Origin of the sequence: Mucilaginibacter aquatilis (assembly GCF_009755275.1) — a bacterium.
GTDB classification, from domain to species: Bacteria; Bacteroidota; Bacteroidia; order Sphingobacteriales; family Sphingobacteriaceae; genus Mucilaginibacter; species Mucilaginibacter aquatilis.
In genome coordinates, this window is record NZ_WQLA01000006.1 from 331,937 (window position 1) to 356,094 (window position 24,158).

At 41.4% G+C, this 24,158-nt stretch carries 22 protein-coding genes; 9 read left to right on the forward strand and 13 right to left on the reverse strand.

Annotated elements, in window-relative coordinates; translation table 11 throughout:
• Window positions 1-21: 21 nt before the first annotated feature.
• The 7 genes from GO816_RS15920 to GO816_RS15950 all read left to right on the forward strand — a co-directional run bounded on the left by GO816_RS15920 (window position 22) and on the right by GO816_RS15950 (window position 7,650).
• Window positions 22-3,141, forward strand: coding sequence for an efflux RND transporter permease subunit (locus tag GO816_RS15920; protein WP_157542931.1), 3,120 nt, complete (start codon window positions 22-24; stop codon window positions 3,139-3,141).
• Window positions 3,142-3,149: 8 nt separating this feature from the next.
• Window positions 3,150-4,484, forward strand: coding sequence for a TolC family protein (locus GO816_RS15925; RefSeq protein ID WP_157542932.1), 1,335 nt, complete (start codon window positions 3,150-3,152; stop codon window positions 4,482-4,484).
• Between the two features lie 74 nt (window positions 4,485-4,558).
• Complete coding sequence (locus GO816_RS15930; RefSeq protein ID WP_198171536.1) at window positions 4,559-4,918, forward strand: response regulator; 360 nt, start codon at window positions 4,559-4,561, stop codon at window positions 4,916-4,918.
• Window positions 4,915-5,775, forward strand: a complete 861-nt coding sequence (locus tag GO816_RS15935; RefSeq protein ID WP_157542934.1) for an N-acetylglucosamine kinase — start codon at window positions 4,915-4,917, stop codon at window positions 5,773-5,775. Before GO816_RS15930 ends, GO816_RS15935 begins: the two co-directional genes overlap by 4 nt.
• 61 nt (window positions 5,776-5,836) lie before the next feature.
• On the forward strand, window positions 5,837-6,244 hold the full coding sequence (locus tag GO816_RS15940) for an HYC_CC_PP family protein (protein ID WP_157542935.1): 408 nt from the start codon (window positions 5,837-5,839) through the stop codon (window positions 6,242-6,244).
• Window positions 6,245-6,335: 91 nt separating this feature from the next.
• Window positions 6,336-6,833: a heavy-metal-associated domain-containing protein gene (locus GO816_RS15945; protein ID WP_198171537.1), complete on the forward strand. Its 498-nt coding sequence runs from the start codon at window positions 6,336-6,338 to the stop codon at window positions 6,831-6,833.
• A gap of 13 nt (window positions 6,834-6,846) precedes the next feature.
• Window positions 6,847-7,650: a hypothetical protein gene (locus GO816_RS15950; protein WP_157542937.1), complete on the forward strand. Its 804-nt coding sequence runs from the start codon at window positions 6,847-6,849 to the stop codon at window positions 7,648-7,650.
• Between the two features lie 81 nt (window positions 7,651-7,731).
• Here the strand turns inward: GO816_RS15950 and GO816_RS15955 are convergent, their stop codons facing one another.
• Complete coding sequence (locus tag GO816_RS15955) at window positions 7,732-8,271, reverse strand: YfiT family bacillithiol transferase (RefSeq protein ID WP_157542938.1); 540 nt, start codon at window positions 8,269-8,271, stop codon at window positions 7,732-7,734.
• Window positions 8,272-8,418: 147 nt separating this feature from the next.
• On the opposite strand from GO816_RS15955, the gene GO816_RS15960 reads away from it, so the two are divergent.
• Window positions 8,419-10,245, forward strand: coding sequence for an FAD-dependent oxidoreductase (locus tag GO816_RS15960; RefSeq protein WP_157542939.1), 1,827 nt, complete (start codon window positions 8,419-8,421; stop codon window positions 10,243-10,245).
• 38 nt (window positions 10,246-10,283) lie between these two features.
• Here the strand turns inward: GO816_RS15960 and GO816_RS15965 are convergent, their stop codons facing one another.
• The 4 genes from GO816_RS15965 to GO816_RS15980 all read right to left on the reverse strand — a co-directional run bounded on the left by GO816_RS15965 (window position 10,284) and on the right by GO816_RS15980 (window position 14,268).
• Window positions 10,284-11,081: a M90 family metallopeptidase gene (locus GO816_RS15965; protein ID WP_157542940.1), complete on the reverse strand. Its 798-nt coding sequence runs from the start codon at window positions 11,079-11,081 to the stop codon at window positions 10,284-10,286.
• 100 nt (window positions 11,082-11,181) lie between these two features.
• Window positions 11,182-12,234, reverse strand: a complete 1,053-nt coding sequence (rfbB, locus tag GO816_RS15970; RefSeq protein ID WP_157542941.1) for a dTDP-glucose 4,6-dehydratase — start codon at window positions 12,232-12,234, stop codon at window positions 11,182-11,184.
• A gap of 5 nt (window positions 12,235-12,239) precedes the next feature.
• On the reverse strand, window positions 12,240-13,262 hold the full coding sequence (galE, locus tag GO816_RS15975) for a UDP-glucose 4-epimerase GalE (RefSeq protein WP_157542942.1): 1,023 nt from the start codon (window positions 13,260-13,262) through the stop codon (window positions 12,240-12,242).
• Between the two features lie 25 nt (window positions 13,263-13,287).
• Window positions 13,288-14,268, reverse strand: a complete 981-nt coding sequence (locus GO816_RS15980; protein ID WP_317163650.1) for a UDP-glucuronic acid decarboxylase family protein — start codon at window positions 14,266-14,268, stop codon at window positions 13,288-13,290.
• Between the two features lie 167 nt (window positions 14,269-14,435).
• Between GO816_RS15980 and GO816_RS15985 the strand changes: the two genes are divergently transcribed.
• Window positions 14,436-15,650, forward strand: coding sequence for a 3-deoxy-D-manno-octulosonic acid transferase (locus GO816_RS15985; RefSeq protein WP_157542944.1), 1,215 nt, complete (start codon window positions 14,436-14,438; stop codon window positions 15,648-15,650).
• On the opposite strand, the gene GO816_RS15990 is transcribed toward GO816_RS15985, so the two are convergent.
• The 8 genes from GO816_RS15990 to lpdA form a co-directional block, all read right to left on the reverse strand.
• Window positions 15,634-16,341: an SIR2 family NAD-dependent protein deacylase gene (locus tag GO816_RS15990; RefSeq protein ID WP_157542945.1), complete on the reverse strand. Its 708-nt coding sequence runs from the start codon at window positions 16,339-16,341 to the stop codon at window positions 15,634-15,636. The genes GO816_RS15985 and GO816_RS15990 overlap by 17 nt on opposite strands.
• A 211-nt stretch (window positions 16,342-16,552) precedes the next feature.
• Window positions 16,553-17,599, reverse strand: a complete 1,047-nt coding sequence (locus tag GO816_RS15995) for an endonuclease/exonuclease/phosphatase family protein (RefSeq protein WP_157542946.1) — start codon at window positions 17,597-17,599, stop codon at window positions 16,553-16,555.
• A 129-nt stretch (window positions 17,600-17,728) separates the two neighbouring features.
• Window positions 17,729-19,294, reverse strand: coding sequence for a M28 family metallopeptidase (locus tag GO816_RS16000; protein WP_157542947.1), 1,566 nt, complete (start codon window positions 19,292-19,294; stop codon window positions 17,729-17,731).
• 95 nt (window positions 19,295-19,389) lie between these two features.
• Window positions 19,390-19,680 (reverse strand): hypothetical protein, encoded by a 291-nt coding sequence (locus tag GO816_RS16005; protein ID WP_157542948.1) that lies wholly within the window; start codon window positions 19,678-19,680, stop codon window positions 19,390-19,392.
• Between the two features lie 104 nt (window positions 19,681-19,784).
• Window positions 19,785-20,324, reverse strand: coding sequence for an RNA polymerase sigma factor (locus GO816_RS16010; RefSeq protein WP_157542949.1), 540 nt, complete (start codon window positions 20,322-20,324; stop codon window positions 19,785-19,787).
• 281 nt (window positions 20,325-20,605) lie between these two features.
• On the reverse strand, window positions 20,606-21,628 hold the full coding sequence (gene murB, locus GO816_RS16015) for a UDP-N-acetylmuramate dehydrogenase (protein ID WP_157542950.1): 1,023 nt from the start codon (window positions 21,626-21,628) through the stop codon (window positions 20,606-20,608).
• Window positions 21,629-21,689: 61 nt separating this feature from the next.
• The gene (locus GO816_RS16020) at window positions 21,690-22,130 is read right to left on the reverse strand and encodes a sterol desaturase family protein (protein WP_157542951.1); all 441 of its coding nucleotides are present in this window, start codon (window positions 22,128-22,130) and stop codon (window positions 21,690-21,692) included.
• 152 nt (window positions 22,131-22,282) lie between these two features.
• Window positions 22,283-23,686, reverse strand: coding sequence for a dihydrolipoyl dehydrogenase (gene lpdA, locus GO816_RS16025; protein WP_157542952.1), 1,404 nt, complete (start codon window positions 23,684-23,686; stop codon window positions 22,283-22,285).
• Window positions 23,687-24,158 lie beyond the last annotated feature (472 nt).

The following is a 24,158-nucleotide window of genomic DNA, read 5'->3' on the forward strand; positions in this document are numbered from 1 at the left end:
GCACTTACAAATAAAGCATAAATGAGTTTATCCTCAGTTAGTATAAAGCGGCCTGTTTTGGCCACGGTAATGTCGGTTGTTATTGTAGTTTTCGGCGTTATTGGTTACAAATTTTTAGGCATTCGCGATTTTCCCTCGGTCGATCCGCCCATTATAAGTGTAAGTACCAGTTATTCGGGTGCTAACGCCGATGTAATCGAATCACAAATAACCGAACCGTTAGAGAAAGCAATAAACGGCGTACAGGGCATTCGAAATATTTCGTCAACAAGTTCGGTTGGCTCGAGCAATATTACGGTTGAGTTTAACCTCGATGCCGATTTGGAAACCGCAGCGAACGACGTTCGCGACAAGGTATCGCAAGCACAACGGCAGTTACCACAAGATATTAACGCACCACCGGTAGTAAGCAAAGCCGACGCCAACGCCGATAATATTATAACCCTTACCGTAAGCAGCAATACCCGAAACATTACCCAGGTAAATGATTACGCCGAAAATGTATTGCAGGAGGCTTTGCAAACTATTCCGGGTGTAAGCCAAATTAACCTGCAGGGCCAGCGCCAGTATGCAATGCGCTTGTGGATTGACCCTAATAAGCTTTCGGCGTTAAACCTCGCAGCAACAGATATTAGCGCTGCCCTTGCGCGTGAAAACGTGGAACTCCCGGCCGGTAAAATATCCGGTAACAGTACCGAAGTTACCGTAAGAGCACTGGGTAAACTGGTCACCGAGAAAGACTTTAACAACCTTATTATCAGAGCTGACAGCAACCGTGTTATACGCCTTAGCGATATTGGCTATGCAGTTTTAGGTTCGGCAAATGAGGAAACTGCCTTTAAAGAATCGCTGGTGCCGCAGGTGGGTTTGGCGGTTGTGCCACAGCCGGGTGCCAATTATGTTCAAATTGCTAAAGACTTTTACATTCGTTTAGCTCAGGTACAAAAAGATTTACCGCCCGATATACAACTTCAGGTAGCTCTTGATAATACACGCTTCATCAACCAATCTATTGAAGAAGTGGAAGAGACCCTTATTATCTCCTTCATCCTGGTTGTAATTATTATCTACCTCTTCTTCCGCGATTGGCTTATAGCTTTCCGCCCGCTAATTGATATTCCGGTGTCGCTTATTGGTGCATTTTTTATTATGTACATATGCGGCTTCTCTATCAATATTTTAACTCTGCTTGGAATAGTTTTGGCAACCGGCCTTGTGGTTGATGATGGTATTGTAGTAACTGAAAATATATATAAAAAGGTTGAAGAAGGCATGCCTATCCGCAAGGCCGCGTTTGAGGGCTCGGCCGAAATTTTCTTCGCCGTAATATCTACATCGGTAACGCTGGCGGCCGTGTTCTTACCCATCGTTTTCTTACAGGGCTTTACCGGCCGGCTGTTTCGGGAATTTGCCGTGGTTGTAGCCGGTGCAGTATTAATTTCAGCATTTGTATCATTATCGTTAACGCCTATGCTTAACGTGGTTTTAGTTCGCAAAAACCATAAAAAATCGGCTTTTTATGAGAAAACTGAGCCGTTCTTCGTACGCATGAACAAGGCATATACCGATACCCTCGTGTCGTTTATGAAACTGAAATGGGTATCGGTAGTCATACTGGCTGTTTCGGTTTTGCTGATAGGCATTTTAATTAAAGTCATACCATCAGAGCTTGCTCCGTTAGATGACCGTAGCTTACTGCGTTACACGGTAACCGGTTCAGAGGGTGCCAATTACGAGTTCATGACCAAATACATGGACCGTGTTGCGCAACTTGTTGAAGACTCCATCCCCGAAGCAAAGGTTAATATTGAAATTGTTTCTCCCGGTTTTGGTAGTGCATCAACCAACTCGGGTTTTGGCAGGCTGGGGCTTGTACCGCCAAATGAACGTACCCGCACGCAAGCGCAAATTGCCGACTGGCTTAACGGAAAACTTAAACGCTTTCCAGATGCGCGGGCGCTGGTTGTACAGGAGCAAACCATAAGCGGCGGCGGTAGCGGTGCACGTACCTCTTTGCCGGTACAATTCGTTATTCAAAACCAGGATTTTGAAAAAATTCGCAAAGTTTTGCCTGACTTTTTTAGCGAGGTAAGCAAAAGTCCTATTTTCTCAAGCTCTGACGTTAACCTTAAATTTACCAAGCCTGAGCTGCGCATAACAACCGACCGTGACCGCGCACGCGACTTAGGAGTTTCTGTTGCCGATATTTCTCAAACACTTCAACTGTATTATAGTGCCGGCCGTTTAGATTACTTTTTAATGAGCGGCAAGCAATACCAGGTAATAGCCCAGGTTGACCGCGCCAACCGCGATCAGCCGCTTGACCTCAAATCTGTTTATGTGCGTAGTAGCAAAGGCACCCTGGTGCAGTTAGATAACGTAGTTAAGGTTGAAGAAAGCTCTGCACCGCCATCTATTTACCACTTTAACCGCTACAAATCAGCCACGGTTCAGGCTGGCTTAGCTGAGGGTTATACCATTGGCGATGGTATTAATGAAATGCAGCGCATATCTAACAAAATGCTCGACCCAAGTTTCAGTACTGCGCTTAGCGGCCCCTCACGAGATTATGCCGAAAGCTCATCTAACATTTTGTTTGCCTTTGGTTTTGCCCTTTTGTTGATTTACCTGGTATTGGCCGCACAGTTTGAAAGCTTTATGGACCCGGTAATTGTAATGCTTACCGTTCCGCTGGCAATTGCAGGTGCCTTTGTATCATTATGGTTCTTTAACCAAACACTAAACATTTTTAGCCAGATTGGTATGATTACTCTTGTAGGTTTGGTTACCAAAAACGGTATTTTGATTGTTGAGTTTGCCAACCAGCGCATGGAACACGGCCTGCCTAAGTATGAAGCCGTTGTTGAAGCCGCCACTGCACGCTTACGCCCCATATTAATGACCAGTTTAGCTGTAGTATTAGGTGCCGTGCCTATTGCGCTGGCTTTGGGGGCGGGCGCTAAAAGCCGGGTATCATTAGGTATAGTAATTATGGGTGGGATGATGTTTTCGCTGGTTCTTACGCTGTATGTAATTCCAATGATGTACGTGTTGCTGGCATCTAAAACCCGCCGCAACCCGGACGAAGAACCTGAGGACGAAGCAACCAGAAAAGAACCTTTATTAATTGAAAACCTGTAAGCTAAGCAATGAAGATAATTAAATTCACCTGTATTGTATTTGGTTTGCTTGCACTGGCTAACGCTTTACATGCACAGGAAACAAAGGTTCCAAACGTGCCACAACTTACTTTGAAAGAAGCGTTGGAGATAGCTTTGCAGAACAACTATGACATTAAGCTATCAAAAAATTCCTCTGCCATTGCTAAAAATAATGTAACCATCGGCAATGCAGGCATACTGCCTAATGTTGCCGGCACTTTTACACAAAGCAACAGTATTCAAACAACAACCCAAACACGCAGTGATAACACCGTTAACCGTATAAATAACGCCAACAACACGGGTACCAACTACGGCGTAAACCTCAACTGGACCATTTTTGACGGCTTTAACATGTTTGCTAATTACGATCAGTTTAAACAGCAGGATAAACTGGCGCAAATGCGTCTTCGTGATACCATACAGCGCACTACTGCTAACGTTATTATAAGCTACTTTGATTTGGTTAACCAGCAAAAGCAAATTAAGGCGTTGCAGGGAGTAATTGAAGTATCGCGTAAACAGATACGCTTTGCAACTGACCGTTTTGAGGCGGGCCGGGTAGCACGCCTTGATGTTTATAATGCGCAGGTAGCACTTAATACCGATACTGCAACCCTGTTAACACAACAACAACTTTTTAAAGCCAGCAAGGTTGATTTAAACCGCATTTTGGCCCGTAACCCTCAAACTGAATTTAACGTTGCCGATACAATTATAGTTGATGAGAAACTATTGCTAGGCAACATCATAAACGAGGCCCAGGCGCAAAACCCTACCCTGCTTTCGGCATCTATTGAGCAACGTTTATCTGAAATTAATTTAAGGCAGGTAAAATCAACCCGTTACCCGCAGGTAGCTGTAAGCAGTGGCTACATTTGGAATAACAGCCGTAACCCCGCAGGCTTTGCACGCGTGCAAAACTCACGTGGTTTTAACTATGGCCTTTCGGCCAGCATCAACATATTTGATGGCTTTAACCAATGGAGACGTGAACGCAATGCCAAGCTGCAAATTGAAAATTCACAAATTAATATTGACCGCGCCCGCACAAACCTCGAAGCACAAATTGGGCAATTATACAGCTCATACCTTTCGGGTTTACAACTGATAAAGGTTGGGCAGGCCAATGTTGAACTGGCCCGTAAGAGTTTGGAAATATCTCTTGAAAAATACAGACTAGGTTCAATTTCACCTTTAGAAATACGTGAAGCGCAACGTAACTACCTCAACGCCACCGCTGTTTTTTACGATGCCGAATATCAAACCAAAGCTGCAGAAACCACACTAAAACAAATTACAGGCAACATTAGCATACAGTAAATGCTTACTTCTATTTTTTTTATGAAGTTAAAAGCCTAAATTTGAAAGTGATGTATAGTGGCTATAAAACATGCTTGCTTATCGACGATAATTACATCGATAACTTTGTTACGCGCAGGATACTGGAGAGCAGTAACTTTGCACAAAATATTGTAGTAAAGCAATCGGCCACAGAAGCTATTGAAGAAATTCGTGATGGCAGCATCAAACCCGATGTAATTTTTTTGGACCTGCGAATGCCCCTGATGAACGGATTTGAGTTTTTACAAGAGTACGAAAAACTTGACGGCCATGATAAAGACGGCACTAAAATTTTCATGCTTTCATCATCACTTGACCCGGTTGATGTAAAGCGCTCAGGCCAGAATAAGTACATTACCCAATTTATACATAAACCTCTTACCCAAAAAATTCTGGAAGAACTGAGTGCATGATTATTGTAGCCGATAGCGGATCTTCGAAAACCGACTGGGTGCTTACAGCAAACAAGCAGGCCCCGGTTAAATTTACCACCGGAGGATTAAACCCCTTTTTTCTGTCTGAAAAAGAAATGATCAAATTAATACAGGATCAGGCTCCTGTAATGGTTAATCATTTCCCGTTGGTTGAAGAAATATACTTTTTTGGAGCAGGTTGCTCAAGTCCTGATAAACGAGAAATTGTATCTAACGCCTTAACCCACATTTTTCCACGTGCATTTGTAAGTGTTGATAGTGATTTGCTGGGTTCGGCCTATGCTACCTGCGGGGCCCGCAAAGGCCTCGTATGCGTTTTAGGCACAGGCTCAAACATATCTTTTTTTGACGGGGATGATGTGACCACTGGTAAGCATGGCTTAGGATACGTTTTGGGCGATGAGGGCTCGGGTACATGGTTTGGAAAAGCGCTAATTACTGATTTTATGTATGGCATTATGCCTGCTGAGATACATAAACAGTTTGAGGAAGAGTTTCATGTTACCAAAGATGACATCATAAACAACGTTTACCTTAAGCGTGGTGCAAACTCCTATCTGGCTTCGTTTACCAAATTCCTGTCGGCTATCAAAGAAACTGCTTACGGCAATGAACTCATCAAACGCGGCTTACAGGAGTTTATAAACACAAACGTAAAATCATACGCCGATTACCAGGAATATACCTGCCACTTCGTAGGTTCAATTGCATGGTTTTTTTCCAATCAGTTAAAAGAGCTTTGCACGCAAAACAACATATCGGCAGGCAAAATTATTCGTCATCCAATTGATGAGCTGGTTGATTTCATTGTTAACCGTAACCAGGTACATGCTTAGTACCAGGGCATAATCAAAACTTTAATTTGCTTTAAATTATAAAGCTCCGTACTTTTGCATTATGTTTAAAAGAACAGGTGCATTTAGCTTGGCTATACTGTACACCATTACGGTGTTAGGCTTTGCCCTGAACTTACATTATTGCGGCAACAAAGTAGCCAAGGTTAAATTATCAGCTGCTACGGCTCCCGTAACCGAGAAAAAAGCTGATATGAACTGCGGCATGAAAATGGATTGCTGCAAAAATCACAAAGTTGATGTTAAAGTTAAAGATACGCATCAACAAGCTGAGCAAATCTCTTTCTTAGCTAAAATCTTTGCCTTTGAAATGCCTAAGCTGCCTTTCGAAGATTTCATTTTCTCGGCACAAAAAGCCTTGCTCGAAAAATTTTATGACCGTGGCCCGCCCGAGGATGAACCCAAGAGTAAAGTTGCCACCTTTATTCAAAACTGCAATTTCCGTATTTGATTGGTAAATAATTGTTTCCTGTTACAGTATGGCTATATGCCCATGCTGTAAGCTTTATTATTCAATTATTTTATTTCCAATTAAATACATCATGAAATCTATTAAAATTTTTGTAGCCCTGCTGGCTATCTCTATAAGCGTTGCTAAAGCTCAATTTGTTAAAGCTGAATTACAGGTAAGCGGTCTTACCTGCTCTATGTGTTCAAAAGCAACAGAAAAATCATTACGTACCCTTCCTTTTATTGGCGACATTAAAACTGATTTGAACCGCAACCTTTTTACGGTTACATTCAAAAACACATCACCTGTTGATTTTGAACAGATGAGCAAAAAAGTACAGGGAGCAGGTTTTTCTATAAATCAATTAAAAGCTTTTGTTGACTTTGATAAGCTGAAAGTAACCAACAACAAGTTCAATTACTCAGGCGACACTTTTCATATTCTTAATGCTCCTGCAAAAGGTCTTGACGGCGAAGTAGCTATTACTGTAGTGAACAAGGGCTTTGCTCCGGCTGCTACCGTTAAAAAATACAGCCCGGCCATAGAGAGTAAATCAGGCAACGGTAAATCATATCACGTAGTAATATAAGCTGCCAACAGATATGACTAAATACATTTGGCTTACCCTTGCGGGTATGCTCACCGCGCTGTTTCAGGCATCGGCACAGGAGCTCTATGTGAATTCGGAGCCCGCCAGCAACATGGCTGCAAAATCTTTAGGAATAAGGCTTGAAAATCAGGGCTACTTTAAACCCGATTATCGTAACCGTACAACGCTTGAGGCCATGCTGGGCATTAATAAGTATATAATGGTACATGGAACGGCCTATATGTCTGACTTTTATCAAGACAAACAACGGTTTGAGGGTGTTAGCGCCTATGCTAAGTACCGTTTTTACTCGGCCGATAGCGTTCAGCGGCATTTCAGAATGGCAGCATTTGCAAAGGCTTCTTCTATACGTAACGTTCAATACAACCAGGAAATATCACTTGAAGGTGATAACACCGGCTTGCAAGGCGGCTTGGTAGCCACTCAGCTTGTGCATAAACTGGCGGTGTCGGGCTCTTTAAGTTACTTACGGGCTTTTGAAAACAGGGGCGGCTACGAGCCGGTAAACCGCAACAGTATTGCCTACACGCTATCAGCAGGGTATTTACTATTCCCTAAAAAGTATACTAATTACGAGCAAACTAATATTAACCTTTACGCAGAACTGCTTGGCAAAAGCAACCCGGGCAAAGCGCAGTACTATGTTGATATTGCTCCAGCTATTCAGTTCATTTTCAACAGCGTATTAAGGGTTGATTTATCATACCGCACACCGTTAACTAACCGCATGCTGCGCAACACGCAAAACATGTACCTGGTAAGGGTTGAGTATAATCTATTCAATATATTTAATTGATAGAATATTAAATGTCATTCCAATTGTCAGACAACTGCTTAAGATTATTGCTGACGTTTGGAATGACATTTTGCTTTCTTTCTATTCACTCCATAATTTCATAGTTTGCGTAATATGTGCGAGGTGATGATTGCTGTGCCACGCATACATAGCGGCAGACAAAGCTATAGTATAAACCACTCCTCTTTCAGGGTGTAAAAAGCTACGGTTCCACTGTGCTTCATCAAGGCTATCAAATAAAGCTACCATGTGCTGATGAATACCTTCCAGCATTTTAAGCGAGCTTTCAACCGGCAGGCGGTAATCAGTTTGCATGGCCCAGCCAGCTTCATTGTAAGGCTTGATGGTTGGATGATCTTCTGTTAAGGCCAGCTTAATGCGCATCAAAGCGTTCATATGGCTATCGGCCAGGTGATGTACTACTTGTTTCAGTGTCCAGCCGCCCTCACGGTACGGTGTGTTTAGCTGCGCATCAGTAAGTTTAATAACCTCAGCACGCAAACGCGCCGGAAGAGTTTTTATAGTTTCAATTGATTGAGCAAGCAACTCAGCATTGTACTCATTTGGTTTGGCAAAACGGCCTATTGGATAACGCAGATGTTCGTCGGGTAGGGTTGTCATATTCAAATTAAATACTAAAAATTTAAAGGCACGTGCTTTTTATTGAAATTGCCTGTACAATTAAGCGTTAAGCTACTTTGTTACATAAAATTTCATTGATAGTAAAAGCTTTGCCCTACTTTAGCATTTTAAACCTGTATTTTCCTCATGTTGAAAAAGTTACTTATTGCCCTGCTTTGCCTGGCTTACATACATACCTATGCCGATACTATTAAAACTGATGTACTGATAATTGGCGGCAGTGCAAGTGGTACAGCCGCTGCGCTGCAATGCGCGCGTAGCAAGGTAAAAACCATTTTGGTAGAAACCGGCCCATGGCTTGGCGGCGAGCTAACTTCCGGCGCAATGTGCATAGTTGATGCCAACCGTAACTTACCTACCGGTATTTGGGGAGAATTCAGAAAACATGTACGCGAGTTCTATAAAAAAACGCCGGGCTATGATACTACCGCCAACGCTGTACTACGCTTTGAACCTTATACAGGTGCCGCTATCTTTAAGCGCATGACTGATACAGTAAAAAACCTTACGGTTAAGCTAAACACTCCATGGAACTCAGTTAAAAAGAACGGCACAGGTTGGGATGTAACCATTACCGAAAAGGGTAAGGTGAATACTGTAAAAGCCCAGGTACTAATAGATGCAACCGGTACAGGCGATGTTGCCGCCCTTGCCGGAGTACAATTCAACACAGGCTTTGACAGCAAAAAGGAAACCGGAGAACAGCTTGCACCCGAAGAAGCGCTACCTGTTATTCAAGATATTACATGGTGTGCTATTTTGAAAGATTTTGGTGCAGCTGCTAATAAAACCATTGCACGCCCTGAGGGTTATGACGCCGCAAAATATGCACATTTTAAAGACAAGGATCTGCTTAAAATGATACAGGGAGGACGTTTGCCAAACAACAAATACATGCTTAAGTGGAGCGATCCGGGCATATCATTTAAATCAACAGTGGAAGAGCTTGACCCCCAAAACCGTTTAAAGTTTTACAAGGGGTGCCGTTTACACGTTTTAGGGTTGATATATTACATTCAAACCGAACGCGGTTTAAAAAACTTTGGCACTACAGATGAATTTGGCACACCTGACGGACTTCCGCCTATACCTTACATGCGCGAGTACCGCCGGGCCAAAGGCCGTATGCGTATGGTGTTGGATGATGTTTTTACGCCCTATGACCGTGTATCCAAGCTTTACCGCACATCTATAGCGGTTGGTGATGCATCGCCCGGGCAACATTACGTAGATAAACGCGGACTACAAACCCCATACCCACCGTTTCCGGCTTATAGCATACCTTTAGGCGTTGTTGTGGTAAAAGACCTTGATAATTTACTGGTAACTGAAAAAGCTATGTCAACCACTCACTTGGTAAATGCAAGTACGTTTTACCCATCGGTACAGGTAGCTGTGGGGCAAGGTGCCGGTTGTATTGCTGCTTACTGTGCTTTTTTTAAAACCACTACCAAAAACCTTAACGTGCGCACCATACAAGGCGAGTTACTTGATTACAAAGGCTACCTTATGCCTTTTTCAGATGTGACGATAAGCGACCCTAACTTCAGGGCCATACAACAGGTAAGTGCAACCGGTATGCTTAAAGGCATACAAAAGGTTAATGGGAAAACAGCTGCGGTATTGTTTAACGCCGACAGCCTGGTAACTACTGCCGAGGTTGAGCCGGCCATAAGAGAAATTTACACCAGGGCATTTATATGGTTTAATAAAGAAAAGCCGGGTAAGCAATTCACCGTAGGTAATCTGTTATCTTTCATAAGCGAAATAACGCTTACCGACCCTAAAGTTTTAAATGCCAATATGGAAAAGCAATGGAAAGACAACTTCAAATTTTCATTGCCGTTTGACATGAACCGCACGCTTACGCGCCGCGAGTTTGCCGTATTAACCAATAAGTATCTTAACCCCTTTGCCCGCACAGTTGACCTTAGTGGCAAACTAATAAATTAAATATATAAATGCAATCAGCAGATAACTCTTAAACCATCCTACTCTGCAGCCGGGTTCTGTGCAAACATGCGGCTTAGCTGTGCATACAGTTCGGGGTGCTTATCTTTTAACTGATCGGGCTTTTCAAAAAAGTATTCTGATACAACGGCTAAAAACTCAGCCTCGTTGGTAGCGGCGTAAGCATCAATATCTGATTTACCGCGTTCAATACGGTCAATCTCCTGATGCATCATTTTTAGCCACGGAGTTGCATATTCATGGGGCAAAAAGTTTTCCGGTACACCGTCAGTAGCACCGTCGCTTTTATCAAGCAGGTGTACAAATTCATGTATCCCTGTATTGTGCTTACCTGATGATTTTGAAAACCCGCGTATCAGCGCCGCTCTTGACAATAGCATTTGTCCGTTCATGTAACCCGAACCTACCATACCCATAATGTTACGGTTTTCATCACCTTCAAACTGAAAGTCATTATTAAAGGTGTCTGGATATAAAATAACGTTGGTAAGGTTATTATACCTCCACTCATCAAACCCAAAAACCGGAATTACAGCGCTTGATGCAACAAGCACCCGGTCAAGATCATCAACCTCCAGGCCTACCCCCTCTATATGTACTTCCTCCAAAAAGGCAGTAATTTTATGCTCAAAGCGCAGCTTATCTGCGCTATTCAGCGCTTCATAAAATGATACATTATCAAGCAATAGCTGCTTAAGGCTTGCTGTAATACTTTTATCGGCTGCGGCAGCAGCTTTTGGTTTGCGTAGGAACAGGAAATAACCTAAAATACACAACGAGAAAACTATAGCAACAGCAATTAAAATAAATGTATTCATATGAGCTGTTAACAAGGCAACTCCCTTTTGGTTAACGTAAAAATCACTCAAAACAAAAAATGCAGCCCGAAAGCTGCATTCAATTTATAACTGTTAACTATTAGCGGTTAGTGTACTGCTCGTCGTAATACTGCTGATAATGGCCTGAGGTTACATCATTCAGCCACTCTTCGTTAGCAAGGTACCATTCCACCGTTTTTTCCAGGCCTTCTTCAAAGGTGATGCTTGGTGTCCAGCCCAACTCATTTTTAAGTTTGGTAGCGTCAATAGCGTAGCGTAAATCGTGCCCAGCCCTATCAGTTACATAAGTAATCAATTGTGCCGATGTACCTGCTTCCCTACCTAATTTCTTGTCCATAATTTCGCAAAGCAGCTTAATAAGCTCAATGTTTTGCCACTCGTTATGTCCGCCAATATTATAAGTATCTCCCGATTTAGCATTATGGAAAATAACATCAATAGCGCGGGCATGATCTTCAACCCATAACCAATCGCGCACGTTTTCACCTTTACCGTAAATTGGTATAGGCTTATTTTGCTTAATGTTGTGAATTGATAACGGAATCAACTTCTCAGGGAAATGATATGAGCCATAGTTATTTGAGCAGTTTGAAATAACAGCGTTCATACCGTAAGTATCCTGGTAAGCACGCACCATATGATCTGAGCTTGCTTTTGAGGCCGAGTATGGTGAATGCGGGTCATAAGGTGTTTCTTCGGTAAACATACCGTCTTCACCTAAAGTTCCGTAAACTTCATCGGTTGATACATGGTAAAAGCGCGTTTCATCATAACGGCCTTTCCAGTGATAGCGGGCTGCGTTGAGCAGGTTAACCGTTCCAACAACATTGGTCATTACAAACTCCAGCGGATTGGCAATTGAACGGTCAACGTGCGACTCTGCTGCTAAATGAATAACCGCATCAGGTTGTTCGGCACCAAACAACTCATCAATAAACTGAGCATCAACAATATCACCTTTTACAAACTTATAATTAGGCTCGTTTTCGATATCCTTTAAGTTTGCCAGGTTACCTGCATAAGTCAGTTTATCAAGGTTGATAATTTGATATTCAGGGTGAGACTTCACAAACCTGCGCACCACGTGCGAACCAATAAAACCGGCTCCACCGGTAATGATTATTTTCTTCATAAACCTTATAATGGTTTGTTTGCAATAGCTTTCTCCCACTCCCATGCCGATGCCATCATGGTATCAACATCAAGCTCGGCTTTCCACTTTAACACTTCGGTTGATTTGGTTACATCGCCCCAAACCTGCTCTACGTCACCATCACGACGCGGACCAATGCTCCAGGCAAACTTAACACCGGTAGTGCGTTCAAAAGCATTTACAACCTCTAATACCGATGTACCTTTGCCAGTGCCAATGTTAAACACGTCATAGCCTTTAAAGCTTTCCTCTTCCATATATTTCAAAGCTGCTACGTGTGCCTTAGCTAAATCAACTACATGAATATAATCACGTATACAGCTTCCATCAGGCGTATTGTAATCATTACCAAAAACGGTAACTTTTTCGCGTTTGCCAATAGCTGTTTGCGTTATAAATGGAACCAGGTTTTGCGGCACACCAATTGGTAGTTCACCAATAAGGGCCGACTTATGTGCACCAACAGGGTTAAAGTAACGTAATGATACCACCTTGTAATTAGCACCTGAGGCAATCATGTCCTGTAAGATTTCTTCGGCAATCTGCTTGGTGTTTCCATACGGTGATTGCGCAGCTTTAACAGGTGCATCTTCGGTAACCGGTAAATTATCAGGCTGACCATAAACGGTACAGCTTGACGAAAACACAAAGTTCAGTGGTTTACCGTAGTATGCGTTGAGCAGGTTAATAAGCGAGTAAAAGTTGTTACGATAGTATTTCAATGGATGAGCAACCGATTCACCTACTGCTTTAAAAGCTGCAAAATGTATAATGCCGGTTACATCAGCTATTGATGTTGCCAGGTTTTTTACGGCAGCCTCATCGCACAGGTCAACCTGATGAAATTGAGGCTTAAACCCTAAAATTGTAGTCAACTGATCTAATATGCTGATATGCGAGTTAGACAAATCATCAATGATAACAGGTTCGTAACCAGCCTGCACCAGTTCAACAACCGTGTGCGAGCCAATAAAGCCCAGGCCACCGGTTACCAATATTTTTTTCATAGAAATACTTTTCGCAATTATAATACTATTTATTGTATTGAGAGAATTCCTTGTGCTCGATAACGTGCTGAGGAAGTGACTTAAAATACTCGTAAGTAATTTTCAAACCTTCCTGGCGGCTTACCTTTGGTTCCCAGCCCAAAATGGCTTTTGCCTTGGTAATGTCGGGTCTTCTTTGCTTAGGATCGTCTGTCGGCAATGGTTTGCCTACTAGTTTCTGATCGGTGCCGGTTAGCTTAATGATCTCCTCACCAAATTCTTTGATGGTGATCTCATCCGGGTTGCCTATGTTCATTGGCTGTACATAGTCGCTCAGTAACAAGCGGTAAATGCCTTCTACCAAATCATCTACGTAGCAAAATGCACGTGTTTGTGATCCGTCGCCAAACATGGTAAGCGGCTCACCTCTTAAAGCCTGGCCGATGAATGCAGGCAATACCCTTCCGTCATTCAGGCGCATACGCGGTCCGTAAGTGTTAAAGATGCGGATGATGCGGGTTTCAACACCATGGAAGGTATGGTAAGCCATGGTAATGGCTTCCTGGAAGCGCTTAGCTTCGTCATAAACACCTCTTGGGCCTACCGGGTTTACGTTACCCCAGTACTCCTCAGGCTGAGGGTTTACGTTAGGGTCACCATAAATTTCAGATGTTGACGCTACCAGTATGCGTGCGCCTTTAGCCTTGGCCAAACCTAAAAGGTTATGCGTGCCTAATGAGCCCACCTTTAGTGTTTGGATAGGAATTTTAAGGTAATCAATAGGTGATGCCGGGCTGGCGAAGTGCAAGATATAATCCAGCTCACCCGGTACATGTACAAATGAGGATACATCATGGTGATAAAACTCAAATTCTTTGAGCTTAAACAGGTGTTCAATGTTTTTCAGGTCGCCGGTTATCAGGTTGTCCATGCCTATTACATGACAACCTTCCTTTATAAACCTGTCGCATAGGTGCGAGCCAAGGAAGCCTGCTGCTCCCGTAATGAGTACTCTTTTGCCTTGTATGTTCATAGCGTTGTAAGTTCGTAGGTATGGCTTTACACTATTTGCTTAGGCCGCAATTACAGCTGTATTTGCCTGCCGGTATCATAATAGTATTTGGTTAGTAAATAATTATTTTGTTGGTTAAATTATTACTTTTACATCCCACGAATATAATAATTATACCACAAATGCTTATTATCTACAATGTTAGCATTAAAATATATTATCTTCTTGCAATTATTGCATCCAATTTTAGCGTAAAGGCTAAAGCCTGGATAAACGGCAGGCGCACGCAAAAGGTTACGCCTTTAACAAAAGGTATTTGGTTTCATTTTGCATCTCTTGGCGAATTTGAGCAAGGACGCCCTGTATTAGAGCAGGTTAAAATTAAATACGCTGATCACAAAATCGTAATTACCTTCTTCTCTCCATCGGGGTACGAGGTAAGAAAGAACACCATTTTTGCCGACACGGTATACTATTTACCCTTAGACAGTGCTAAAAACGCCCGTGAATTTATTGAGGCAATTAACCCATCAATAGCTGTATTTACTAAGTACGAATACTGGTATCATTATTTTAACGAATTACATAAACGCCATATTCCGCTGTACGTAATATCCGCCATATTCAGGCCTAAGCAAATATTTTTTAAATGGTATGGCGGCGTTCACCGCCAGATGCTACTAAAGGTAACACGCTTTTTTGTACAGGATGAAGCATCAAAAGACTTATTAAAAACTATTGGTATACACAATGTTTTGATTAGTGGTGATACCCGTTTTGACCGCGTTTATGCCAATGCTCAATCACCTAAAAATTTACCTTTGATAGAAACCTTTGTTGAGGGCAAAAAGGTATTTGTAGCAGGTAGTACCTGGCCTCAGGATGAAGATTTACTTGCCCCGCTTATTGAGCGTAAGGGTGACTGGAAGTTCATTTTTGCGCCGCATGAAATTGGTGAAGAAAAAATAACGCGTCTTTTAAACGTTTTGCCCAAAGGCAAGGTAATGCGCTTTTCAGAGTTTCCGCGCCTTGATGATATTTCGGGTTACCAGGTTTTGGTGATTGATAATATAGGCATGCTTTCGTCACTTTACCAATACGGGCATATTGCTTACATAGGTGGTGGTTTTGGTGCAGGTATTCACAATACACTTGAAGCAGCAGCATTTGGCCTCCCTGTAGTTTTTGGACCAAATTACCAACGCTTTAAAGAAGCATGTGACTTAATTAACTTAAAGGGCGGCTTTGCTATAAATAACGGCGAGCAGTTACAGCAAATTACTGATAAGCTGATAGCTGATGACAACTACCGCAAAATCGCTGGTAATATAAGTAAAGCCTACGTTGACAAAAGTAAAGGCGCCACGGAATTGATCATAACTACGTTGTTGCGGTAGTTTCACTTTCATTTATGAGTTGCTGCACTACTTGCGGCACACCTACTGTAGCTTTCGCTTCAACCTTATGTACTAAAGCGGTTTCGCATACGTGGGGTATGTTAGGGTCAATAATAAACTTGGGTGCAAAGTCAGGCACATAATTAATTAGCCCTGCAGCCGGATACACTGCCAGCGATGTGCCGATAAGCATAAAGATATCTGCATTGGCACATAATTTTGCCGCTGTTTCAATCATCGGTACGTCTTCGCCAAACCATACCACATGCGGACGCAACTGCGAACCCAATTCGCATAATTCACCAAACCTCAATTCCCAACCATTTATAGGATAGGTAAGCAAAGAGTTGATGCTTGATTGAGACCGCGTAATAACACCGTGCAGATGCACTACGTTGGTTGAGCCGGCCCGTTCATGTAAATCGTCAATGTTTTGAGTAATAATAGTTACATCATATTTTTCTTCAAGCTCTACAAGGGCATAATGTGCTTGGTTTGGCCGGGCTTCTAAAACCGATTTACGGCGCATATTATAAAATTCTTGTACTAGTTCAGGGTCACGATTCCATGCCTGAGGGGTGGCCACATCTTCAATGTTATAGCCTTCCCATAAGCCATCACTATCACGAAAGGTTTTTAAGCCGCTTTCGGCACTGATGCCTGCTCCTGTAAGTACAATAATCTTTTTCATTACTATGGTATGTTTCCAAATTTAAACGTCGGCAGCAGTAATTTCAAATAAGGCAATGTTAAAAACCAAAAAGCCCTGCATAAATGCAAGGCTTACTGTGATAAGACATAAGCTATATATTTAGCTTAGCCAATGATTATAACTATTTAAACGCTGTTAAAATGCTTATTTATTAATTGCCTGTCAATAACCAAAAGCGCGTATTTATTTGTTAAACCTTGGCTTTTTTATCTTCAGCCTCTTCAACCTCATCAGCATCAGGTTTTAAAGGCTTTTGTTCTGCTTCGGCATCTTGTTCAAATTGAACACTCAGGTAAATAGGAAAGTGATCAGACCCAAAGTTATTTAGCCGCTGTATTTTACGCAGCTTAAAGTGCCTTGATGTAAATGCATGATCTAGCGGAAAACGCATAAAAGGATAGTATGCATTAAAAGTATTAAAAAATCCTCTGCCCCTGCGTGGGTCAAGTAAGCCACTCATTTTAAGAAAAAGTTCCGTGGTGTGGCTCCATGCTACATCATTCAGGTCGCCTGCTACTATTACCGGTATATTACAGACCTTTGCTTTATCAGCTACCAATAGCAACTCTTTGTCACGTTCGGTGGAGCGCACGTTTTCACCAGGAACGGGAGGAGTTGGATGAACGGCATAAAATTGTACGGGCTGACCGCAGGGTAATATAATTTTGGTGTGAATAGATGGAATATCATCTTCAACCAAATATTCGATTGATGTATCCTCTAGCTTGAGTTTTGAATAAAAGAACAGGCCGTAGGTATTCTCTAAGGGAACGGTAACATGATAAGGATACTGCTGCTCAAGGCTGCTTGTTTCCTGTTGCCAAAGCTTATTGGTTTCAAGCATAATAACCAAATCAGGATCTGCTTTGCTTATTTCTTTTAAACAACCACTGTAATTGGTATTGTACTCAAGAACGTTACTTATCATTATGCTTATGCTTTGCTCAGGCAAATCATTTGAAGCAGCAAGTACCTGCTTTTTACCAAATGGAGTAAAAGGCAAAATGAGCGATAGTAAATAAATGCTATTAACTAGTAGGGCCAGCATAAACAGCAGGTTTACCGTACTGAAGGAAAAATCAATAAGCAGCCATAATGATAACGCAATCAGGTTAAGTACCAGCTTTTGAATGCGTGGATAATCAAATACTCTAAATATCCAATAGTCATGCCTCACCAGCGGCAACAATGTGCAGATGAGTAACAGCGAAGAAAAGATGATATTGAACAGGTGCAAAGTATTTATATATGTAGCTAAGTTAACGTTGCAGTTTATAATGAACAACCACAAGTTTTGTTTTATGCTTCAAATAAAAACGGGTTATTTTTGCAAATAACCCGTTGAATATCGTAGTAACTAAAACTATTAATTAGCTGGTTTTATAGCCTCTTTGCGTGGCAGCATTTGGGCTCTTTGAGCAGTATGGTAAACAAATGAAGCTACAATTGTTGCGGCTTGCTTTAAGTCATCTTCAACTAACCTGTCATAAGTATCCTGGTTGCTATGATGGGTACGGGTGTTATAATCCATGCCATCCTGTATAAACTGAAATCCAGGTATATTTACTGCATCGAAAGACTGATGATCTGTACCACCTGTATTACTGATGGTAACAGTTGTAGCCCCTAAATCTTTAAAGGGCTCTAACCAGCTATTAAATACCGGACCAACACCTGCATTACCCTGCAAGTAAATGCCACGAATTTTACCGGTACCGTTATCTAAATTATAATAAGCTGAAACTTTACCTTGCTCGGCTTTAAGTGAATCGCGTTTGCCAAAGTGCTCGGCAACATACCCACGCGAGCCAAACAACCCCTGCTCCTCAGAACTCCATAAAGCAATGCGTATAGTACGTTTTGGTTTAAAGCCAATTGCTTTTAGAATACGTACGGCTTCCATCATTACTGCACTACCGGCCGCATTATCAGTTGCGCCCGTACCCGCATGCCATGAATCAAAGTGACCGCCAAGCATCACTACTTGTTCCTTTAATTTTTTGTCGGTACCCGGAATTTCGGCAATAACGTTATAACCTTTAAGATCATCGTTAAAAAACTGCGTTTGTATATCAGCTTCCATACTTACCTTTTGGCCGGCACGTAATAAACGTACAATGCGCAAAAAGTCTTCACCGCTGGTTTCCAGTTCAGGGAGCGCAGCTTTAGCAGTATCAGCATATGAAGCACCGTTAGAGGTAAACACGGTACCATCGGTTCCACGGCCTTGGCTTAAAATCAAAGCAACATTTTCCTGTTGAAAGAATTGGCTTATCGCAGTCCGCATGGCAGCAGCTTTTAAACGTGCAGCCATAAATGCGGCCATTTGTGGGTTACCGCCTCCACGTTGCGCGGCACGGCCACCGGCAGGCTGCGATGTTGCAGCTGCCATTTTAGCTAACTCCTCATCGGTATAACGAGAAAGGTCAGGATTTTTGCTGCGTACTAATGCAGGCGCATTATTGTCGATAATAACTATTTTACCCGCTAACTGTCCTTTGTATTTTTGCAAGTCGGTAACCGTGTCTATTTTCAGTAAGGTTACATCACCTTTAATTGCACCTTTTGTACTGCTTGTCCATGCTTTAGGTATAGCTATAATGGCGTGATAGTATGGTACCGTTATAGCTGCATAGTTTTTATTTACCTGCCACCCCTTTCCAAATTTTCCCCAGGGTTCAAGCTTGCCATTAGTTAAGCCATATTTTTTCAGCTCATTCAAAGCCCAGTCTTGCGCTTTTCTCAAACCTGGCGAGCCCGACAAACGCGGACCAGCGACATCAGTTAGGTAAAAGGCAGTTTTCATTACCTGCGAACGGTTGAGCCCTTCTTCGCGTATCTTATTTACCGCAGCAGCATCAACTACTTCCTGAGCCAGTGCCGACAAAGAAAAACTGCATACAAAAAGAGAAAAAAGTAAGTTTTTTTTCATGTTTTGAGCTAATTAATTAAGTGTTTGCACAAAACTATCTTTTTACTACATGATTAAGTTATTTATAACTTAAAATCTTCGTTACATCAACCACTTTACCTTAATGAAGCATAAAGAACCAAAGCTAAATTTATACCTAATCCTAAATAAAGCAGGTTCTTGCTGCGCTTGTGCCATATCATAGCCTTTAACAACTGCTTTTCTACAAGGTTGCCTGACACCGGCTTTTGCTTAATTAACTCATCAATATTGATGCTGCCTGTCCATAAACCCAAGGTGCCCATAGAGGTTAAATTTCTGTACTTGCTAATAGTAAAGTTTGCTTTTGCAAACACTGCAAAAACAATTAAAACTGCACAAAAGGCAATGATCTGTAAAATTTGCATGCTGCAAATTAGCAAGTTTAAAGCATGGTACAGAATAGCGCTTAAACAAAAAAGGCTTTACCGTAATGGCAAACCCCTTTTATTAGAATTTATAATCAATGCAATTATTCTTCATCCGAATAAACTGCTTTTTTAACACCGTTATCATAAGCCTTTAAATTTTTCTTTAAAAGTTTACGTGCAACGTGTATACGTGTTTTAACAGTTCCAATTGGAATAGTTAAATGGTCGGCAATTTCATGATATTTGTGTCCTTCAAAATACATGGTGAAAGGAACGTAATAATCTTCAGGTAACCTGTCTAATGCACGACGGATATCGTCCATTATAAATTTTGACTCGCCTTGATTTTTAGTTGAACTGAAAACCAGGTTGGCTGACGAAATTTCTTCCGACTTGGTTACGAACGTACTCATTTTAACAAACCGGCGATAGTTGTTAATAAATGTATTTTTCATGATGGTATACAACCATCCTTTTAAATTAGTACCCTCTTTAAATTTGTTATAGTAGGTAATCGCCTTCAACATTGTATCCTGAACAAGGTCGTTAGCATCGTCTGCGTCATGAGTGAAGTGCAGTGCGTATGAACGTAGTGAACTGGCTTGGCGCAAAACCATGGCGTTAAACTCAATCTTTGTCATTCTGTTATCTGTTAAAGTTTTGTACAGATACATTGGCAAACATGATACCGTTTATGCCCGTTTTAACTATAAATGAGTAAAAGGTACTGTGTAAAGTTTGAAATGTGCGCCTGTAGTTGATTAAACGGCATGGATAAGGTTTCTGTGCGTCAATGTTTTAATATATATAAAACAAATTGGTAACATCTGATATTATATACTCGAAATTTACTGTAAGCTTTTGAATACAATAACCTACGTTGTGTTCAGATTATTGGATTTTTACTGTACACTGTACAGGTTTAGGAAACGATATTTACTTCACGCTCCAGCATTACGCCAAACTTTGTAAAAACGCTGTCTATGATTTGCGACGACAAGTTGTAAATTTCTTGGCCGGTGGCACCTCCATGATTTACTAAAACCAAAGCTTGGTTTTTCCAGGTACCGGTATTTCCAACAATTTTACCTTTCCAGCCGCACTGCTCAATGAGCCAACCAGCAGCAAGCTTAACTAAACCTTCGCCTGCGGGGTAGTTAGCCACGTTAGGATAGTTGGCTTTAATATTTTCAAACTGACTTGCGGTAATAACCGGATTTTTAAAGAAACTACCTGAATTACCTATAGTAGACGGATCAGGCAGCTTGGAAACACGTATAGCTGATACAGCCCTGGAGACATCTTTTATCGTAGGTGCATTGATTCCTCTGTTTACCAGTTCCTGTTCAATAGCTCCGTAGCTTATATTTATTGTTGGTGTAGATGATAACTTGAATTTTACCGATGTGATGATAAACTGCCCGTTCAAAGCAGTTTTGAAAACACTTTCCCGGTAACCAAACTGGCAATCGGCGTTATTGAATACTTTAACCTGCTTTGTAGCAATTTCAAATGCCCTGCAGCTTTCAAAAACATCTTTAAGTTCAATACCATAGGCACCAATATTTTGTATGGGCGACGCACCTACCGAACCCGGAATTAAGCTCAGATTCTCCATGCCTGCAAAATCATGATCCACACAAAAATTTACCAGATCATTCCATACCTCACCTGCGCCGGCTTCAACAATAATTTTACCATCAGAATGTATGTAATGCTGAATGCCGCGGATATTAAGACGAATAACCAAGCCATCAAAATTGTTTACCAGCAACATATTACTGCCACCACCTAAAATTAACCGCTGAGTGGTTAACCATTTTGGATTGGTGAACAACTCGGCCAGTTCCTGCTCCTGATTAATCTCCACAAAGTAACGGGCGGTAGCCTCTATACCAAAAGTGTTGAAGTTTTTAAGCGAAACGTTTTCCTGAATTTGCAGCATGGGTATGTTTAAATGATAACCGCAAATTTCGGCATTTTATGCAGAGCAACGCAATCATAAATCATCTTTTAAAATACTTCTTGTTGGCTAATAATAAACCAAACTCTTCTGACGGCATTTTTTGTGTTGATTTGTGATGGATTTTATGCGCTCTACGGATGCTAAGCAAATATTTATTAGTTGTTTTGAATGCTTTGAAACGATTGTGGATAAACCAGTCGTGAAAAATAAAGTATATGAACCCATAAAGGCTGATGCCTAAACCGATAAAAAAGCGATAGTCAAAGCTTAAACGACCTACCCACATAAGCCACATTGACAAAGCCGCAAATCCCAGGCTAAATATATCATTTAACTCAAACCAGCCATGACGTTCCTGATGGTGAGTTTTATGAATAAACCACAAAGGTCCATGAAACAAATATTTATGTATAAACCATGAAAATGCCTCCATGCCGATGATGGTGAGTAACACAATGGTTATATTGATGAGAACGTGCATAATTTCACAAATTGTTATTGCTTTGTACCTCGCAACACAATGTTTAAGTTATAACCTAATTTACAAAAAAAGGTTGCAAGGACAATCCATGCAACCTAATATCAAATATTAATCAATTAGCTACTCACGTAATTAATCAATCAACTAACTTATTAAATGTGAATAGCGCGGTTTTCTGTAGCGGCTAAACATGCCTCACGAATGGCTTCAGTAAATGTAGGGTGAGCATGGCTCATGCGGGTAACATCCTCGGCACTTGCACGGTATTCCATGGCAACAACACCTTCTGCAATCATATCAGCAGCACGTGGGCCAATCATGTGCATTCCTAAAATTTCATCGGTAGTAGCATCGGCCAATACTTTAACAAAACCGTCAAGATCCATACTCGCACGAGCACGGCCGCTAGCTTTGAATGGGAATGAACCAGTTTTATATTTAACGCCATTTGCTTTCAATTGCTCTTCGGTGTAACCCACACTTGCAACCTCAGGCCAGGTGTATACTACTCCAGGAATAAGGTTATAATTGATGTGTGGCTTTTGGCCGGCAATTACCTCAGCTACGTAAGTTCCTTCGTCTTCTGCCTTATGAGCAAGCATTGCGCCGCGCACAACATCACCAATAGCATAAATACCTTTAACACTAGTTTCAAGATGTTCGTTTACGGTTATTTTCTTACCACGTTCTTCAACGGTAATGCCAATATTTTCTAAGCCTAAACCATCTGTATAAGCCACACGACCAACTGCAACAAGGCAGTAATCACCTTTCAATTCCTTTTGCTCACCTTTAGGGGTATCAAAGCTAACGGTAACTTCTTCGCCTTCTACCTTCGCCCCGGTTACTTTATGACCAAGGTAAAACTCCATACCAAGTTTTGAAAGAACCTTTTGAAGTTCTTTGCCCAAACCTTTATCCATAGTAGGGATAATAGAATCCATATACTCTACAACAGAAACTTTGGCGCCCAGGCGTGCATATACCGAACCTAATTCAAGGCCAATAACTCCACCACCAATAAGTACTAAGTGTTTTGGAACCTCGGTAAGATTTAAAGCTTCTGTTGAAGTTATGATCCTCTTTTTATCTATTGGTAAGAACGGAAGGCTTGATGGCTTTGAACCAGTTGCTATAATTACATTTTTAGTAGTAAGGGTTTCTTCGCTACCATCTTCTTTTTTAACAACAATGGTGTTTTTGTCTTTAAATGAACCAAGACCCTGATATGAAGTAATCTTGTTTTTCTTGAATAAAAAAGTTATGCCACCAGTAGTTTGAGATACCACTTCGTTTTTACGGTTAACCATCTGAGTGAAATCGACACTCAGGTTATCAAGATTTATTCCGTGAGTTTTAAATGTATGTGCTGCATTGTGATAATGTTCGCTTGAATCAAGCAATGCCTTTGACGGAATACAACCTACATTTAAGCAGGTACCGCCAAATGTGCTGTACTTTTCAATACAGGCAGTTTTTAAACCCAGTTGGGCACAACGTATAGCGGCTACATAACCACCAGGACCCGAACCTATAACGATAACATCATATTGCATAACAGTATACTATTTTATTGGTGCCCAAAGGTAAAGCAACAAAACGTAAATAAGTTAATTTTTTGGTAAAGATTAGGGACGAGATATAGGTATTTAGTTAAATGTGTTGCACGACTGGCTTATAAATTATTAGATTAGATGATTGCACAGATTAAGCAATCTCATAAATATGCTATTAGAAATAGGAAGTTGGATAATAGCAGTGCTTTTAGTGTATGGCATTTATAAGTTATTGAATGCTATTTTCAATAAGCTTCCCCAATCGTCTACGCGTGACTTTATACTATCTCCTTCTGGCAAGGTTATTACCGGCATTATTTCTTTAATACTATTTTTTATAGGACTGGCATTCCTTTTTACCAATGTGTTAGGGATAAATTGTTAAGTGTGCTCCAGTAGACAATATCGTTATTGCAACTGTTTGTCGAGAAGGCTTATACTTAAAATCGATAAACACACTTACCAGGGGTAG

What these genes read in the sequence shown, in the direction of transcription:
- GO816_RS15920 (WP_157542931.1), top strand. Translation starts at nt 22, where the DNA reads ATGAGTTTATCCTCAGTTAGTATAAAGCGGCCTGTTTTGGCCACGGTA.
- GO816_RS15925 (WP_157542932.1), top strand. Translation starts at nt 3,150, where the DNA reads ATGAAGATAATTAAATTCACCTGTATTGTATTTGGTTTGCTTGCACTG.
- GO816_RS15935 (WP_157542934.1), top strand. Translation starts at nt 4,915, where the DNA reads ATGATTATTGTAGCCGATAGCGGATCTTCGAAAACCGACTGGGTGCTT.
- GO816_RS15940 (WP_157542935.1), top strand. Translation starts at nt 5,837, where the DNA reads ATGTTTAAAAGAACAGGTGCATTTAGCTTGGCTATACTGTACACCATT.
- GO816_RS15945 (WP_198171537.1), top strand. Translation starts at nt 6,336, where the DNA reads ATGAAATCTATTAAAATTTTTGTAGCCCTGCTGGCTATCTCTATAAGC.
- GO816_RS15950 (WP_157542937.1), top strand. Translation starts at nt 6,847, where the DNA reads ATGACTAAATACATTTGGCTTACCCTTGCGGGTATGCTCACCGCGCTG.
- GO816_RS15955 (WP_157542938.1), bottom strand. Translation starts at nt 8,271, where the DNA reads ATGACAACCCTACCCGACGAACATCTGCGTTATCCAATAGGCCGTTTT.
- GO816_RS15960 (WP_157542939.1), top strand. Translation starts at nt 8,419, where the DNA reads ATGTTGAAAAAGTTACTTATTGCCCTGCTTTGCCTGGCTTACATACAT.
- GO816_RS15965 (WP_157542940.1), bottom strand. Translation starts at nt 11,081, where the DNA reads ATGAATACATTTATTTTAATTGCTGTTGCTATAGTTTTCTCGTTGTGT.
- rfbB (WP_157542941.1), bottom strand. Translation starts at nt 12,234, where the DNA reads ATGAAGAAAATAATCATTACCGGTGGAGCCGGTTTTATTGGTTCGCAC.
- galE (WP_157542942.1), bottom strand. Translation starts at nt 13,262, where the DNA reads ATGAAAAAAATATTGGTAACCGGTGGCCTGGGCTTTATTGGCTCGCAC.
- GO816_RS15985 (WP_157542944.1), top strand. Translation starts at nt 14,436, where the DNA reads ATGCTTATTATCTACAATGTTAGCATTAAAATATATTATCTTCTTGCA.
- GO816_RS15990 (WP_157542945.1), bottom strand. Translation starts at nt 16,341, where the DNA reads ATGAAAAAGATTATTGTACTTACAGGAGCAGGCATCAGTGCCGAAAGC.
- GO816_RS16000 (WP_157542947.1), bottom strand. Translation starts at nt 19,294, where the DNA reads ATGAAAAAAAACTTACTTTTTTCTCTTTTTGTATGCAGTTTTTCTTTG.
- GO816_RS16005 (WP_157542948.1), bottom strand. Translation starts at nt 19,680, where the DNA reads ATGCAAATTTTACAGATCATTGCCTTTTGTGCAGTTTTAATTGTTTTT.
- GO816_RS16010 (WP_157542949.1), bottom strand. Translation starts at nt 20,324, where the DNA reads ATGACAAAGATTGAGTTTAACGCCATGGTTTTGCGCCAAGCCAGTTCA.
- murB (WP_157542950.1), bottom strand. Translation starts at nt 21,628, where the DNA reads ATGCTGCAAATTCAGGAAAACGTTTCGCTTAAAAACTTCAACACTTTT.
- GO816_RS16020 (WP_157542951.1), bottom strand. Translation starts at nt 22,130, where the DNA reads ATGCACGTTCTCATCAATATAACCATTGTGTTACTCACCATCATCGGC.
- lpdA (WP_157542952.1), bottom strand. Translation starts at nt 23,686, where the DNA reads ATGCAATATGATGTTATCGTTATAGGTTCGGGTCCTGGTGGTTATGTA.